Annotated in this window: 14 protein-coding genes and 4 tRNA genes; 13 read left to right on the forward strand and 5 right to left on the reverse strand. The window is 62.7% G+C overall.

Annotated features, from left to right (window positions below; all coding sequences use genetic code 11):
- Window positions 1-183 precede the first annotated feature (183 nt).
- Window positions 184-1,101: an ornithine carbamoyltransferase gene (gene argF / locus CSAL_RS10840; protein ID WP_011507427.1), complete on the forward strand. Its 918-nt coding sequence runs from the start codon at window positions 184-186 to the stop codon at window positions 1,099-1,101.
- Between the two features lie 358 nt (window positions 1,102-1,459).
- Entirely contained in the window at window positions 1,460-1,633 is a 174-nt protein-coding gene (locus CSAL_RS17595) for a hypothetical protein (RefSeq protein ID WP_011507428.1), read from the forward strand.
- Between the two features lie 110 nt (window positions 1,634-1,743).
- On the opposite strand, the gene CSAL_RS10845 is transcribed toward CSAL_RS17595, so the two are convergent.
- Window positions 1,744-1,819 (reverse strand) — tRNA-Ala (locus CSAL_RS10845).
- A gap of 351 nt (window positions 1,820-2,170) precedes the next feature.
- On the opposite strand from CSAL_RS10845, the gene uvrY reads away from it, so the two are divergent.
- The 6 genes from uvrY to CSAL_RS10875 all read left to right on the forward strand — a co-directional run bounded on the left by uvrY (window position 2,171) and on the right by CSAL_RS10875 (window position 5,749).
- A complete protein-coding gene (uvrY, locus tag CSAL_RS10850) occupies window positions 2,171-2,815 on the forward strand; it encodes a UvrY/SirA/GacA family response regulator transcription factor (protein WP_011507429.1) in 645 nt (214 codons plus the stop codon).
- A 92-nt stretch (window positions 2,816-2,907) separates the two neighbouring features.
- The gene (uvrC, locus tag CSAL_RS10855; protein ID WP_011507430.1) at window positions 2,908-4,722 is read left to right on the forward strand and encodes an excinuclease ABC subunit UvrC; all 1,815 of its coding nucleotides are present in this window, start codon (window positions 2,908-2,910) and stop codon (window positions 4,720-4,722) included.
- 64 nt (window positions 4,723-4,786) lie between these two features.
- A complete protein-coding gene (pgsA, locus tag CSAL_RS10860; protein WP_011507431.1) occupies window positions 4,787-5,335 on the forward strand; it encodes a CDP-diacylglycerol--glycerol-3-phosphate 3-phosphatidyltransferase in 549 nt (182 codons plus the stop codon).
- A gap of 69 nt (window positions 5,336-5,404) precedes the next feature.
- Window positions 5,405-5,479: transfer RNA gene (locus tag CSAL_RS10865), tRNA-Gly, on the forward strand.
- Between the two features lie 74 nt (window positions 5,480-5,553).
- Window positions 5,554-5,627, forward strand: a tRNA-Cys gene (locus tag CSAL_RS10870).
- A gap of 35 nt (window positions 5,628-5,662) precedes the next feature.
- Window positions 5,663-5,749: transfer RNA gene (locus tag CSAL_RS10875), tRNA-Leu, on the forward strand.
- A 100-nt stretch (window positions 5,750-5,849) separates the two neighbouring features.
- Here the strand turns inward: CSAL_RS10875 and CSAL_RS10880 are convergent.
- Window positions 5,850-6,659: a helix-turn-helix domain-containing protein gene (locus CSAL_RS10880; protein ID WP_011507432.1), complete on the reverse strand. Its 810-nt coding sequence runs from the start codon at window positions 6,657-6,659 to the stop codon at window positions 5,850-5,852.
- Window positions 6,660-6,926: 267 nt separating this feature from the next.
- On the opposite strand from CSAL_RS10880, the gene CSAL_RS10885 reads away from it, so the two are divergent.
- On the forward strand, window positions 6,927-7,376 hold the full coding sequence (locus CSAL_RS10885) for a hypothetical protein (RefSeq protein ID WP_011507433.1): 450 nt from the start codon (window positions 6,927-6,929) through the stop codon (window positions 7,374-7,376).
- Between the two features lie 67 nt (window positions 7,377-7,443).
- Here the strand turns inward: CSAL_RS10885 and CSAL_RS10890 are convergent, their stop codons facing one another.
- On the reverse strand, window positions 7,444-7,902 hold the full coding sequence (locus CSAL_RS10890) for a hypothetical protein (RefSeq protein WP_244846338.1): 459 nt from the start codon (window positions 7,900-7,902) through the stop codon (window positions 7,444-7,446).
- Window positions 7,903-8,066: 164 nt separating this feature from the next.
- Between CSAL_RS10890 and CSAL_RS10895 the strand changes: the two genes are divergently transcribed.
- From CSAL_RS10895 to CSAL_RS10905, 3 genes are all read left to right on the forward strand, one after another.
- The gene (locus CSAL_RS10895; RefSeq protein ID WP_011507435.1) at window positions 8,067-8,660 is read left to right on the forward strand and encodes a GNAT family N-acetyltransferase; all 594 of its coding nucleotides are present in this window, start codon (window positions 8,067-8,069) and stop codon (window positions 8,658-8,660) included.
- A 147-nt stretch (window positions 8,661-8,807) separates the two neighbouring features.
- Window positions 8,808-10,529, forward strand: a complete 1,722-nt coding sequence (locus CSAL_RS10900) for a proline--tRNA ligase (RefSeq protein ID WP_011507436.1) — start codon at window positions 8,808-8,810, stop codon at window positions 10,527-10,529.
- 196 nt (window positions 10,530-10,725) lie between these two features.
- Window positions 10,726-12,759, forward strand: a complete 2,034-nt coding sequence (locus tag CSAL_RS10905; protein ID WP_043558412.1) for a putative bifunctional diguanylate cyclase/phosphodiesterase — start codon at window positions 10,726-10,728, stop codon at window positions 12,757-12,759.
- 18 nt (window positions 12,760-12,777) lie between these two features.
- Here the strand turns inward: CSAL_RS10905 and CSAL_RS10910 are convergent, their stop codons facing one another.
- Both CSAL_RS10910 and rfaH read right to left on the reverse strand, forming a co-directional pair.
- Complete coding sequence (locus tag CSAL_RS10910; protein ID WP_011507438.1) at window positions 12,778-13,284, reverse strand: FKBP-type peptidyl-prolyl cis-trans isomerase; 507 nt, start codon at window positions 13,282-13,284, stop codon at window positions 12,778-12,780.
- A gap of 63 nt (window positions 13,285-13,347) precedes the next feature.
- A complete protein-coding gene (gene rfaH / locus CSAL_RS10915) occupies window positions 13,348-13,896 on the reverse strand; it encodes a transcription/translation regulatory transformer protein RfaH (RefSeq protein WP_011507439.1) in 549 nt (182 codons plus the stop codon).
- Window positions 13,897-14,055: 159 nt separating this feature from the next.
- Between rfaH and CSAL_RS10920 the strand changes: the two genes are divergently transcribed.
- Window positions 14,056-15,408, forward strand: a complete 1,353-nt coding sequence (locus CSAL_RS10920; protein WP_011507440.1) for an AmpG family muropeptide MFS transporter — start codon at window positions 14,056-14,058, stop codon at window positions 15,406-15,408.
- Window positions 15,409-15,414: the final 6 nt, after the last annotated feature.

Genomic DNA, 15,414 nt, shown 5'->3' on the forward strand with positions numbered 1-15,414 from the left:
GCCCTCGTGACGACGACATTGCGCCATCTCGGCAGGCTGGCTAGGATGGTCGACTTTCCGTACGGCCCGCATGTCGCCCTGCACGAGGCCGGGTGCGCGAGGACGAGCCCCGATCGCGGCCCGTCGCGCCCCGTTTCTTTTCGTTGGCGAGTGCCGTCGATTTCATCTGCAAGGAGCGTCGCCATGGCCACACGCCATTTCTTGACCTTACTCGATCTGACACCCGAGGAGCTTAGCCACCTCATTCAGCGTGCGATCACCATCAAGAACCGCCTCAAGGCACAAGGGCCGACCTACACGCCCTTCAGCAACCGCACGCTGGCGATGTTTTTCGAGAAGTCCTCGACGCGTACCCGGGTCTCCTTCGAGACCGCCATGGCGCACTTCGGCGGCCATGCGCTGTTCCTCTCTCCACGGGACACGCAACTGGGACGCGGCGAACCGATCGGCGACACCGCCCGCGTGCTCGCCGAGATGGTGGACATCGTCATGATTCGCACCTTCTCGCATGCCGGGCTCGAGGAATATGCCGCCGCCAGCGCGGTTCCCGTGATCAATGCCCTGACGGACGATTACCATCCATGCCAGCTGCTGGCCGATGTCATGACCTGGACCGAATGCCGTGGCTCGGTCAAGGGCAAGACGGCGGTGTGGATCGGCGACGGCAACAACATGTGCCATTCCTGGATCAACGCGGCACGGCAGTTCGATTTTCGGCTGCGGGTGTGCTGCCCGCCCGGCTACGAGCCGGATGCCGACATCGTGGCCGCGGCCGGCGAACGCGTGGAAATCCTTCACGACCCACGGCAAGCGGTGCAGGGCGCGGATCTCGTCACCACCGACGTCTGGGCCTCGATGGGTCAGGAAGAGGAGCAGGCCCGGCGCGAGCGGGATTTCGCCGGCTTTCAGGTCACCGAGAAGCTGCTCGATCATGCCGCCGATAACGTGCTGTTCCTGCATTGCCTGCCCGCCCACCGTGGCGAGGAAATCAGCACCACGTTACTCGACGACCCACGCGCCGCGGTATGGCAGGAAGCCGGCAACCGCCTGCACGCCCAGAAAGCCCTGATCGAATTCCTGCTGCTGGGCAAAGTCGAATAACGTCAAGACCGAGACCGGCCAGAACGATGCCCGCCATCTTTCTGGCAACAATCTGGCCGGTTCAAGCCCTCCACAAGCGCCGTCTTCGGCCTGTAGTCGGCTCGCTTGTAATTCGACTACGCCGACGAAAACGCCCCTGCTCTCTCGACTTGCCCGCCACATGAGTTTGCGCGCCGACATCGACCGCATTTCCGGTTGATTTTTTACTACCCGGACGTCGCCAATGTCTACGTTGACGTTGCCCGGCCAAACGCCGACTTTTCACTCTATGAGCCGCGCGCTCACAGGCTTCGTGCCTTGCCGTCACAGCACGGCGAACATGCTTCATATCGAGTCGAGACCACGGCAGGAGAGCATCATGTTTCTCATCGAGCAGAACGACAACGAACGCACCATCGAATGTCCGGCGTGCAGCCTCAGCGAGACCATCAGCGATGACGAACGTCTTCAGGCATTCGAGGAGCGTCATGCCCAGGACGGCATGCAATACCGCTGTCTGGAATGCGGCGCCAGCGGCCCCGCCAGCCCGTAATCTCCGGACCATCACGCACGACCGGCCCGAAGCGGTCGCCGACGAACTCTCCACCCACACGAAAAAGCCGCCGACGCATTGCGTCGGCGGCCTGGTATTCGAGCGGAATATGGTGGAGCCTAGCGGGTTCGAACCGCTGACCTCAACACTGCCAGTGTTGCGCTCTCCCAACTGAGCTAAGGCCCCGAATTATCGATGCATGTCGCATGCATCTTTCACTGCCAAGGACGCGATTCCGCCACAGCGCCCTTGGAACGCTGCGTATACTACGAACCTCCTTGCCTCGTGTCAAGACGCGTTTTTCTTCCTTCCTGGCACGCCATATCCACCGCCGCAGAAAGCGCGGAAATGCAAAATCGATGGCAGCATAACGGGAACATTGCTGTTACGTTGATTTTAGGACGTCTTGATATGAAGACGACGACGCTCGCACATAGCGAAACGCATCGCGACCTCCCATAATAACGTCACAATGGCCTTCGCCAGGGCCATCGAGGTCACCATTCCGCTAACCGGCTATTGATTGCAGGAGTTCCCTTGATCAAGGTTCTTGTCGCTGACGATCACCATTTGGTACGTACTAGCATCGCCCGCATGCTCGACTCCGAGGACGGCTTGAAGGTCATCGCCGAGGCCGTCGATGGCGAGGAGGCCGTCAACATGGCGCGTGAATTGCGCCCCGATATCGTGTTGATGGACATCCGCATGCCCGGCATCGGCGGGCTCGAAGCCACGCGCAAGATCATGCGCGGCATGTCGGATATCAAGGTCGTGATCGTGACCGCCTTTCTGGAGGAGGCCTTTGCGCAACGCCTGATGGACGCCGGTGCCGCGGGCTTCATCAGCAAGGGCACGGAGCTCGATGAAATGGTGCGTGCCATCCGCGCCATTTTCGATGGGCAGCGCTACATCAGCCCCGACATCGCGCAGAAAGTCGTGCTTTCCAAGATGGGGACACAGGACAATCCCTTCGATCAACTCTCGCATCGCGAACTGCAGGTCGCGATGATGATCGTCAATTGTCAGAAGGTCAGCGATATATCCGATCGCCTGTTCCTGAGCCCCAAGACGGTCAACACCTACCGCTACCGCATTTTCGAGAAGCTCAACGTCCAGTCCGACGTCGAACTCACCCACCTCGGACTGCGCTATGGATTGATCGACGGCTACGAGGCGTCGTGATACCAGGCATATCGGCATCGCAGGGCGCGCCGGGCCCCGTCCTCCTTTGATACACTGGCGGGCATGATCCATGCAACGATTCCCCCGCGCCCATGAGCTTCGATGCCAAGCACTTCCTCAAGACGGTTTCCGAGTCACCCGGCGTGTATCGCATGCTGGATGCCGAAGGCAACGTGCTGTACGTCGGCAAGGCCAAACGGCTGAAGGCCCGCCTCGCCAGCTACTTCCGTGGTGCGCTGAATGCCAAGACCCAGGCCCTGGTCAGCCGGATCGAGGACATCCAGGTCACCATCACGCGGACCGAGACAGAGGCCCTGCTGCTCGAGCAGACGCTCATCAAGGAACAGCGTCCGCCGTACAACATCCTCCTGCGTGACGATAAATCGTACCCGTTCATCTTCGTCTCGGATCGGCACCCCTACCCCGCCCTCGAATTCAAGCGCGCGCGGCAGAAACGTGGCGACGGCCGTTACCTGGGGCCGTTTCCGAGTACCACCGCGGTGCGTGAAAGCCTGTCGTTGATGCAGAAGATCTTTCGCATCCGCAACTGCGAGGACAGTGTCTTCGCGCACCGCACCCGGCCCTGCCTGCAATATCAAATTCAGCGCTGCAGCGCTCCCTGTGTCGACTACATCGGTCGCGAGGAATACCAGCGCGATATCGACCACGCCATCATGTGCCTGGAAGGGCGTAGCGAGCAGGTCACCGCGCAACTGACCCGCGACATGGAAACCGCCAGTCAGGCGCTGGATTTCGAGGAAGCCGCGCGCCTGCGCGACCAGATCCAGCAACTTCGCCGCCTGCAGGAACGCCAAATCGTCGATACTGGGGACGGCGATGCCGACATCTTCGCTCTGGCCGAGCGCCCCGGCGGCCTCTGCATCAGCGCACTGGCCGTGCGTGGCGGCCGCATGCTCGGCGCTCGCCACCATATGCCGCAGAACGGCCTGGACCTCACGGCGGAGGCGCTTCTCGGCGAGTTCATCAGCCATTACTATCTGGGACATGAGCGCGAGATTCCCGCGGAAGTCATCACGGCTCTGCCCCTGGCGGACAGCGACGTCATTCAAGCCGCCCTCTCCGAGCGTGCCGGCAAGCGGATTCGCCTGGCCCATCAGGTTCGCGGCCACCGAGCCCAATGGCTACGCCTGGCGGAAACCAATGCCGAGCAACACCTCACCACGCAACTGGCCAATCGTTCGCAGCTGGCCAAGCGTTTCGCCTCCCTGCGTGACGCCATGCAGCTGCAGGAGACACCGACACGCCTGGAATGCTTCGACATCAGCCATAGCCATGGCGAAGCGACGGTCGCCTCCTGCGTGGTGTTCGACCAGGACGGGCCGGTCAAATCCGATTACCGACGTTTCAACATCGAGGGCGTGGCAGCGGGGGACGACTACGCGGCCATGCGGCAAGCCCTGACTCGACGCTACAAACGCTTGACTCAGGACGACAGCAAGCTTCCCGGCATCCTGATCGTCGATGGCGGCAAGGGACAGCTCAACATGGCACGCGAGGTGCTCGAGGACGTCGGCATCACCGGAACGCATCTGCTCGGCGTGGCCAAGGGCACGACACGCAAGCCCGGACTCGAGACGCTGTTTCTGGAAACCGTCGACAACAGTCTGGCACTGGACAGCGCATCGCCGGGGCTGCACCTCATTCAGCATATTCGCGACGAAGCCCACCGTTTCGCGATCACCGGTCATCGTCAGCAACGCGACAAGCAACGCCGTACTTCGACCCTGCAGGACATTCCCGGGATCGGGCCCAAGCGTCGCCGGGAGTTGCTGCGCTTCTTCGGTGGGCTCCAGGGCGTGCGCCAGGCCAGTCGCGACGAGCTGGCGCGTGTGCCCGGCATCAGCGCCCAAATGGCCACGACCATCCATCAAGCCTTGCATGGATGAGCCATGAGCGGAAAGATAGAATAATGCGGTTACCTCATTCACCAGCCAGGACTTACGTCGCTCGATGAACATTCCCAACCTATTGACGCTTGCTCGAATCGCGTGCATTCCGTTGCTGGTGATCGCCTTCTATCTCCCTTATGCTTGGAGTTTGCTGCTGTGCGCCGGTCTGTTCGGGCTTGCCGCCGTTACCGATTGGCTCGACGGCTATCTGGCACGTCGCTGGAACCAGAGCACTCCCTTCGGCGCCTTCCTCGACCCCGTGGCGGACAAGTTGATGGTCGCAGTCGCACTGGCATTGCTGATCGAACGCTTCGATACCGCCTGGCTGACGCTGCCGGGGCTGGTGATCATCGGCCGCGAGATCGTCATCTCGGCCTTGCGCGAGTGGATGGCGGAGCTAGGCAAACGCGGCAGCGTCGCCGTTTCCTGGATCGGCAAGCTCAAGACCACGCTGCAAATGGTCTCTCTGCTGCTGTTGCTGGGCTTTGCACCGGGCACCATGATCGCCAACGTGGGTGTGGTGCTGCTTTACGTCGCCGCCGCGCTGACCCTGTGGTCGATGTACCAGTACATGCGTGCCGCCTGGCCGGAGCTCACGCGCTCAATGTGAGCATCCAGGATGAGGCGCATAAACGTTTGACATTCACAGACTTATCCTTATAATGCGTCCTCGAGTTCGGCGGGAATAGCTCAGTGGTAGAGCATCGCCTTGCCAAGGCGAGGGTCGCGAGTTCGAATCTCGTTTCCCGCTCCAACTTTTGAAAGCCCTGCATGTCTTGTGTCAGGCTTTCAAGCCAAGTGGTTGGCCTGTTCTATCAGGCGCTCAGAGGCTGGATGGCAGAGTGGTTATGCAGCGGACTGCAACTCCGTGTACGCCGGTTCGATTCCGACTCCAGCCTCCATCATTTCCCCGCGGTGTTCTCTTCCACATCCGTTAGCCCGGATGGCGAAATTGGTAGACGCAAGAGACTTAAAATCTCTCGGTGGTAACACCGTGCCGGTTCAAGTCCGGCTCCGGGCACCAGCATCATGACGCATTTGGCGCCCTCTCCACCAAGCACTTGCCAAGACCACTTGCCTTCTTTGTCGTCATCAGCCTGATCGCTATCGGTGTCGTTTCCACCTCAATGCGTGGACATGGATGCCAGCCGCTCGGGTGCCTCATCGGCAGTATCCCAGATCGAGTGACGCGAACGCCCATCCGCCAGCGCGGCCAATGCCTCCAGATCATCGATGCGAATTTCTCGCCCCTTTGCCGTCAGCAACCCCAGGTGTTGAAAACGCCCCAAAAGTCGACTCACGGTCTCGACGGCCAGTCCAAGATAATTGCCGATATCGCTTCGCGACATGGAGAGACGGAAGCAGAAAGGTGAGTAACCTTGCTGGCGAAAACGGCCCGACAATGCGAGAAGGAAACTCGCCAGCCTCACGTCGGACGTCCGATTGAGAAACAGTCGCACCATCATCCTTTCTTGATGCATGGCTCGACTCATGACACGCAAGAAGCATCCGCCGACGCCGCGTTCGGTACGATCGCCATGGGCGAGCTCTTCTATCGACTCCGGCCCTATTTCGCAAACGGAGGTTGTCTCCAGGGCGATCGTGGCACCGGGATGAAAGCCACTGCTCAGGGCGTCGAGTCCCACGACTTCGCCGGGCAGATAGAACTGGGTGACATGTTCTTCGCGCGTGATATCGCGATATACCTGCTTCAAGCTTCCACAACGCACGATATAAAGGCTTCTGAACGCCTCGCCCTGCTCGAAGAGTGTATGGCGCTTTCTCAGCGGCGAGACTTGTCGACTGATGGCGCTGAAAGTTTCCAATTCCCCCATGGAGAGAGGCGCTGGCAAGCATACGTTGCTCAAGCGATAAGTCTGCTCCGGCATGTCGCGCGGCGTGGCAAACCGAGAGGCTTTGTATTGTGATGTCATGGTTGACTCCCCGCGTCTGAATCGAGTTTCAAGTATGCGGGAGAGCCTCTTTGAGAACAGTTTGATATTCGTGTTTGTGTGACTGATTTTTCTCATGCGGTATACGAATTGTCACGGCGCATGACACTCATCAAAGTCATGTGAGGCAATTCGCACTATGCTGTCTCCATTCGGTCATATCCTTGTCGTGTCGACGCTGCACAGGGAAGTCGACACGCATGCGATCACACAAGAATGCCTTTGTCCGGCTCGCCGAGGAGACCCGAGATGCAGCACGCCAGCGCTCAGGACGTCATGGTTGGCACACCCGTCGCTCTTTCGTGTTCTCTACTCATGCATGAGGTGGCGACGGCGCGTGACTATCGGCGCCTGGCGCTTCGCCTGTTGACGCATCACCGCGGAATGAGCCGGCTGATGGAGGTGCTCGCTGACGAATGCCAGCAACGCTGCGAGACCTTGCAGCGACACGACGCCCTCGCCCGGCTCCCTCTTCCGCGCACGCTACCGGTGTCGGATCGGGCGACGCCACAGTTTTTCGTCACCGAGAACGTCATGGCCTATCGACTGCTGTGGGCATGTCAGCAACGCGCACGCCATGCCCTGCAGCACTGTCGCGTCGCACTGAACGTCATGCTTGCCGATACCCGACCCCTGCTGGTTTCCCTGGTGGAGCAGAAAGAGGCCGAGTACCGGATCCTTCAGGAGAGTCACTTCTGACAGGAAGTGCATTTGACAGGAAGGCATTCGTGTAGCGCCTTCAAGCAGCACGCTGCTGCCCCTCGACCTACATGGAAGCCAAGCGCTCGCTGTCGTAGACACCCGACATGCGTACCAGCGCGATCGCTTCGTCGCGAGACGCGACACGCTCGACTCGCACCAGTTCGTCATCGAGTCGCACCGGCTGACCGGCCTGCTCCGCCAGCATCGACTCGAGCGTTCGCGCATCCAGTTCGTCATCGAAATGCAGCGTATTCACCGCGGCGGTATCCCGACTCGGTAGATAGATCGTGCCATTGGAGAAGTCGATGGCGTACGCGATGACACCGGGGATGATGTAAAACAGCAGGCCCACCCCGTCGGCGATCGCCACCGCCGGGTCGATCCGGCCGCTCGGCTGCCCCTTGCGCTCGGGATAGAAGATGCTCCCGCAGCCCGCCAACGTCGTGGTGGTGGCCACGATGGTCAACCCGGCGATCCAGCGGCGGGCCCTGGGAGACGTCCAGCGGTTCATAGCGTTCATCATCCTCTCCTCTTATCCTATGCGTTATGCGTCACTGTCGGAAAAGGCGACGTCGCCACGACAGCGGGCGTGGAGACGTACGCTGTGCGCGAAAGCATATCGCAAAGCGCGACGACGTGTGAGCGGCAATCGCCCGCACAGCAGAACCCCTTCGATCAGGAGATGTCATGGCAGCGGTCACGCTGAAGGTCTGTCAAGGTCGCGACATCGCGCCGTATCTCGACGCTCTCGCCGCACTGCGCATTCAGGTGTTTCGTGACTACCCCTATCTTTACGATGGCGATGCGGAGTACGAAGCCCGCTATCTGGCCCGTTACGCCGACAATCCCGCCAGCCTTTTCGTGCTGGCCTTCGCGGACGACACCTTGATCGGCGCCGCCACGGGCCAGCCGCTGGCCGACGAATGCGAGGAGTTTCGTGCCCCTTTCGAACGCCAGGGACCCGCGCCAGCGCGCGTGTTCTATTACGGGGAGTCGGTATTGCGTCCGGAATATCGAGGTCGGGGCACCGGCAAGGCCTTCATGCACGAACGCGAGTCACATGCCCAGGCCCGAGGCTTCGACGTGGCGGCGTTCTGTGCGGTGGAGCGCGACCCGGCGCATCCGCGACGCCCGGTGGATCACCGCCCCCTGGCCCCCTTCTGGGAACGCCATGGCTATCAGCGCCGCCCCGACCTGTATACCCACTTTGCCTGGAAGGACGTGGATAGCGAACAGGCCACCGACAAGCGCATGGTATTCTGGCTCAAGGCATTGGCCTGATGTCCGCCACCCGAGCGATCGCCCCCATGAGCGGCGTCGAGTCATCGCTTTTGCCGCGTTAACGCCTTGACCGTACAATAGCCTCATCTGCTGCGCCGCTTTCGAGCGACGCGATGTTAGGCCTCGAATCCAAGGAACCGCTTGTCCATGCGCGCCAGTCAATTGCTGATCTCCACCCTCAAGGAAACCCCTGCCGACGCCGATATCGTCAGCCATCAGCTGATGCTGCGCGCGGGCATGATCCGCCGCCTGAGCTCGGGGCTCTATACCTGGCTCCCCCTGGGACTTCGCACCCTTCGCAAGGTCGAGAACATCGTGCGCGAGGAAATGAATCGCGCCGGCGCCCAAGAAGTGCTGATGCCGTCGATCCAGCCGGCGGAACTGTGGCAGGAGTCCGGACGCTGGGATCAGTACGGCAACCTGTTGTTGCGCATTCGCGACCGCCACGAGCGCGATTTCTGCTATGGTCCGACGCACGAGGAAGTGATCACCGACCTGGTGCGCAACGAAATACGCTCGTACAAGCAGTTGCCCTCCAACTTCTACCAGATCCAGACCAAGTTCCGCGACGAGACGCGCCCGCGTTTCGGTGTCATGCGCGCCCGCGAGTTCATCATGAAGGATGCCTACTCCTTCGATATCGACCAGGCCGGCCTGCAACGCTCCTACGATGCCATGTACGACGCCTACATGCGCATCTTCACGCGCCTGGGGCTGGATTTCCGCGCCGTCGAGGCAGACAACGGCGACATCGGCGGCAGCGGCTCCCACGAATTCCAGGTGCTGGCCGACTCCGGCGAGGACGCGGTCATCTTCTCCACCGGCTCCGACTACGCTGCCAACATCGAGAAGGCCGAGGCACTGCCCGCGCCCTTGGGCGAGACACCTGAACGCCCCGCTCCTCAGGAAGAACTGCGACTGGTCGACACGCCGAATGCGCGCACCATCGCCACCCTGGTCGAGCAGCACGGCCTGCCCATCGAGAAGACCATCAAGACGCTGATGGTGCACGGCAGCGAGGGTGGACTGGTCGCCCTGCTGGTGCGCGGCGATCACGAGCTCAACGAGGTCAAGGCCGAGAACCTCCCCGAGGTCGCCGCTCCCCTGACCATGGCCAGCGAGGAGGAAATTCGCGCGGCGGTGGGCGCCGGCCCCGGCTCACTCGGCCCGGTGAACCTCGATATGCCGCTGATCATCGACCGCAGCGTGGCGCTGATGAGCGACTTCGGCGCCGGCGCGAACATCGACGGCCAGCACTACTTCGGCATCAACTGGGAGCGCGACGTCGCCCTGCCCAAGGTGGCCGACCTGCGCAACGTGGTCGAGGGCGATCCCTCGCCGGACGGCAAGGGCACGCTCTCCATCGCCCGCGGCATCGAGGTCGGCCACGTCTTCCAGCTGGGCACCAAGTATTCCACGGCGATGAATGCGACCGTGCTCGACGACAACGGCCAGGCCGTGCCCCTGCTGATGGGCTGTTACGGCATCGGCGTGACCCGCGTGGTCGCCGCCGCCATCGAGCAGAATCACGACGCCGGCGGGATCATCTGGCCGGATGCCATCGCCCCGTTCGAGATCGCTCTGGTGCCCATGAACGCCCACAAGTCGGAACGGGTCCGCGAATACGCCGACACCTTGTATCAGCAGCTCAGCGATGCCGGCTTCGATGTCCTGATCGACGACCGCGACCTGCGGCCCGGCGTCAAGTTCGCCGACCAGGAGCTCATCGGCATTCCGCACCGCGTCGTGATCGGCGATCGCGGCCTCGATAACGATGAGCTGGAATACAAGGGACGGCGCGACAGCGACGTCACCATGGTTCCCACGGAAGGGCTGCTGAGCTTTCTGCGTGAACGCATCACGAAGTGAAGCCTCCGCGCGTTGACGATCGTCGGGGTGCACAACCGCACCCCGACCGTGCTTCCCTCCACCCCTGATTCACTGACAAGATGGATCTGCGGCGGGCGATGCATCGCCAGGCCACCGACGAGTGCGGCCCCTTTCGACACAACGCAGGATGGCGCATGACGGTTTCCCTCTTCCCCGACCACGACCGGTGTCACGCATGATTTCCGACATCGTCCGTCGGTTGCACCATTTGCGTAGCGAGCATCGACGCAATATCGCGCTCTTCTGCGCCCTGGTGGCGGGCAGCGGGCTGGCCGTGCTCATGTCGCTGTTTTTCGATGGCAGCATGACGGGGCTGCTCATCGTGATCGGCGGCGTGATCCTGCTGGCGACATTGCTCCTGCGGCGCATGGCCCGCCAGACGCGGGACAGCATTCGCCAGTGGCAAGCCTTGCTGAACGCCCAGCAGCGCCAGGCGGATCAGCAGGAAGCCTGGCGCCGCATGCGCGAGCTTCTGCAACGCGATCTGGACGAGGATGCCTTCCTGCGGGCCTTGCTCGATACCACTGCCGAAGTGCTCGGCGTCGAGCGTGCCGGCCTGTGGTTCCTCGACGAAGACCGCGCCCTGACCTGTCGCATGTCCCTCATCGACTCACTCAATGGCTTGCGACTGCCCCCCAACGGGCTGGATGGCTATCTTGCATCGCTGACATACAACCCTTGTCTGGTCACCTCCGACGCCCAGCACGACGAACGGCTAGCCGGCCTGCGCGACTACCTTCGGGACAATCGCATTCAGGCCATGCTGGACGTCGGCATTTTCGTCGGCGGCGAGCTGCGCGGCGCGATTTGCTGCGAATCGACGCATCCGCGTGAATGGCAGGGTGATGAAATCACCAGTCTGATGGGCTTCGCGGGATTGTTGTCGCAATTTTCCGAATCCCTGCGCCGGCGGGAGGTCGAACACGACCTGTATCGTCAGCTGCACCATGACGAAGTCTCCGACCTGGCGACGTTGAAGGGGTTGCTCGAGCGTCTTCACGCCCTGATCCGGAGCCATGGTTCCTTCCATCTGCTGGTGGTACGCCTCGGCGGACTCAGTCATATCAACGAGACCCTGGGGCAGCAGGCCGGGGACGAAGCGATTCGTCAGGTGGCGGCCAAGCTCAAGGAGCGCCTGACCGAGCTGCAAGGCGAGATCCTCATCGGGCGTCTTCCGGCCAACCGGCTGTTGATCACGATTCCCGGCCAGACCGACGACTCGTTGCGCCGCTACTGCCTGCAACGGCTGCTGACCCTCGGGGATGGCACCTGGCGCGTCTTCGGCACTCCCTGCCAGTTGCGCTTCAACATCGGCGTGACGCGTTACCCCTACGACGCCAGCGACATCGAATCCCTGCTGCAACGTGCCGAACTCGCCGTACAGCATGCCCGCGAAACCCTGCCTCACCATCTGGCCTTCTACACCAGCCAGCTGAGTGACTGGGAGCATCGCCTGAGCCGTCTGGAACGCGAGCTGCGTACGGCGCTCGACGCGCAGCAACTGCGTCTTTACCTGCAGGGACAATTCGATACCTCGGGCCGGCTGGCCGGCGCCGAGGTGCTGCTGCGCTGGCAGCACCCGCGCGAAGGCCTGCTGGCGCCCGGCAGCTTCATCGCCGAAGCCGAGCACAGCGGGCTGATCCGCCCCATGGGGCAATGGGTCCTCGAACAAGCTTGCGCCCTGCTCGGCGGCGTGCTGCGCGACAGCGACCTGACCCTCTCGGTCAACGTCTCGGTGCAGCAGCTGCATGACGATGCGTTCATCACGACCCTGACGCACCTGCTCGACCGGCATGGGTTCGCGCCTCACCGGCTGATCCTGGAGGTCGTCGAGTCCCTGCTGGTGACGCCGGGCGTCGCCAGCCGGCTCAACGCACTGCGGGCACTGGGCATTCGTCTTGCCCTGGACGACTTCGGCACCGGCTACTCGTCGCTGCGCTATCTGCAGGATTTCCAGGTCGACGAGATCAAGATCGACAAGATCTTCGTCGACGCCATCAAGGAACGCCAGGACGCGCCCCTGGTACGCTCGATCATCGCGCTTGGCAAGGCTCTGGAGCTGCGCGTGGTGGCCGAAGGCATCGAGAGCGCATTTCAACAGGACTATCTGGTCACCAACGGCGTCGATTTCCTGCAGGGGTATTACCTGGCGCGTCCCGAACCGGTAGACGCCTTCCTGCGTCGCCTGGACGCGCCATCGAGGCGATGACGCACGCCGCCCCAAGCATCACGCCTTGCGATCCTCCACCTCCGCCGCCGTCACGTCGGCAGCTAGCGGATGCCCCTTGGCCAGTTCCGCCCGGGTCGCCGGACGCACCTCGAGAATCTCGACCTGATAGTCGAGGGACTGACCCGCCAGGGGATGGTTGGTGTCCACCTTGACCTGGGTGTCTCCTACCTCCAGCAACGTCACCGTGCGCGGGCCATCCGGCCCCTGGGCCTGAAAACGCATGCCGGGCGACAACTGCTCGACGCCAGGAAACGCCGTGCGCGACACGCGCTGTACGCGCTCGGGCAAATGCGGCCCGTAGGCGTTCTCGGGAGCGAGATGAATGGCGCATGCATCACCGGCAACCCGCCCCGCCAGCGCCGCCTCCAGGCCGGGCAGGATATTGTCATGGCCGTGCAGATACTCGAGGGGTTCCTCGCGGCGTCGCGAATCATCGAGAAGCTGGCCTTGTGGGTCGCGCAACGTATAGTGCAGACGAACGACGTGTTGCGGCGAGATACGCATGCTGACTCCTGAACTGGATGGCGATGTGAGGATGAGGTGACGGGCGCGATCGCGGATCGCGCTTCAGGTCGAACGGCGCAGATGCCCCACCGGCAACTCGAGACGTTGCTGATGGTGCAGCATATTGAGCAGCACGATGGCCCGTTCATCGCCCTGCTGGGTATCGAATACGGCCTGCAGTGCCTGGAAGGGACCTTCGGTGATCTCGACGATCTCGCCCGGCCGGAAGTAGGCATTTCCCGACGTCCGGCTCGCCTCGTCGAGATGGGCACGCGCGGCCAGCGTCTCGATCAGCGCATCCGGCACCGGCAGCGGCTCATCGCCGAATCCCACCAGCTTCAGCACCCCGCGCGTGGAGCGGATGGGGCGCCAGTTGCTCGCCACCCGGTCGAGATGGATGAAAAGGTAATGCGGAAACAGGGGCTCGGCGATCCATACCAGCTTGTTGCGGCGTTTCTTCTGCACCTCGAGCACCGGATGGAAGACGCGATAGCCTTGATTGGTCAAGTGCTCGCCGGCGCGAAAGGATTCGCCTCCCTTGCACTGCACCACATACCAGCGTGGGCGCGCCGCCGTATCGTCGGAGGCAACGGGGTCGAGCTGATCGGTCATGTCCTCTGGCCTTCATCGTCGGGGTATGCCACGGTACGCAACCAACGGTTCCGGCCTTCGCCTGGAACGCAGGCCACCGCAGTGCAAACTGCCGCATTCTAGCATTGTGTCGGGTTCATGTCCGAGCCGCGCCCGGCGGCTCGCTCACGGGAGGAACGGATGACTCACCCTGTCGAGCGCCGCCGCTGGCGCGACGCCTTGGCGACCTATCTGCAGGCGCCGGTCATCACCATGCTGTTTCTCGGCTTCGCCGCCGGCCTGCCCTTTTTGCTGGTGTTCTCGACCCTCACCGCCTGGTTGCGCGACGCAGGCGTGGAAGTCGCCGCCATCGGCTTCTTTTCGTGGATCGGGATCCTGTATTCGATCAAGATCGTCTGGGCGCCGGTGGTGGACCGTCTCGCCCTGCCCGTGCTGTGTCGCTGGCTGGGACAACGCCGTGGCTGGATGCTGGGCGCGCAGATGACGATCGCCGCCGGCTTGCTGGGCCTCGCCGGCCTCTCGCCCCTCGGTCATCTCGGCTGGATCGCCGGCCTGGCTCTGGTCGTGGCGTTCGGCGCGGCGACGCAGGATATCGTCATTGACGCCTATCGCATCGAATCCGCCGAGGAAAGCGTCCAGGCCGCCATGGCCTCGATGTACATCATCGGCTACCGGGGCGGACTGCTCGCCGCCGGCGCAGGGGCGCTATATATCGCCGACGCGTTTTCCTGGCATGCGGCCTATGCCAGCATGGCGGCACTCGTCGGCGTAGGCATGCTCACCACGCTGATCAGGCCGGAGCCGCCGCGCTCGCCGCTGGGAGCGCAGCTCGCCAGCGAACCGCGCGTGCGCAGCTTTCTCCACCGTCACCGGCACGCTCCCCGGCACCGCCGTCGCCTCGGAGCCTGGGTGATGGGCGCCATCGTCTGTCCGTTCACCGACTTCTTCACTCGACACGGGCGCACGGCACTGTGGCTGCTGCTGCTCATCGGCCTGTATCGCATCAGCGATCTGGCCATGGCCGCGATGGCCAACCCGCTGTATATCGATCTCGGGTTCAGCCTGTCGGAAATCGCCAACGTGACCAAGGTGTTCGGCATCGCCATGAGCATCCTGGGCGGCGTGGCCGGCGGTTTGCTGGTGGTGCGTTACGGGTTGGGACGCATGCTGGTGATCGGTGCGCTGGCCACGGCATTGACCAACCTGCTGTTCGTGGCATTGGCGAACCTGGGGCACAACCTTCCCATGCTGATCGTCACCATCATGAGCGACAACCTCGCCAATGGCCTGGCCAGCACGATCTTCATCGCCTTCCTGTCGAGCCTGACCTCGCGCGCCTACACGGCCACCCAGTACGCCCTGTTCTCGTCGCTGATGACGCTGCCGGGCAAGTTCCTGGGCGGGTTTTCGGGACTCGTGGTGGATAGCGCCGGTTACGCAGGCTTCTTCACCCTGAGCGCCGCGATGGGCATTCCCGCCGTGCTGCTGGCGCTGTGGATCGCCCGTCGCCGCTGGCCGACGGCGCGGGCATGAGAGCGA

Origin of the sequence: Chromohalobacter israelensis DSM 3043 (assembly GCF_000055785.1) — a bacterium.
GTDB classification, from domain to species: Bacteria; Pseudomonadota; Gammaproteobacteria; order Pseudomonadales; family Halomonadaceae; genus Chromohalobacter; species Chromohalobacter israelensis.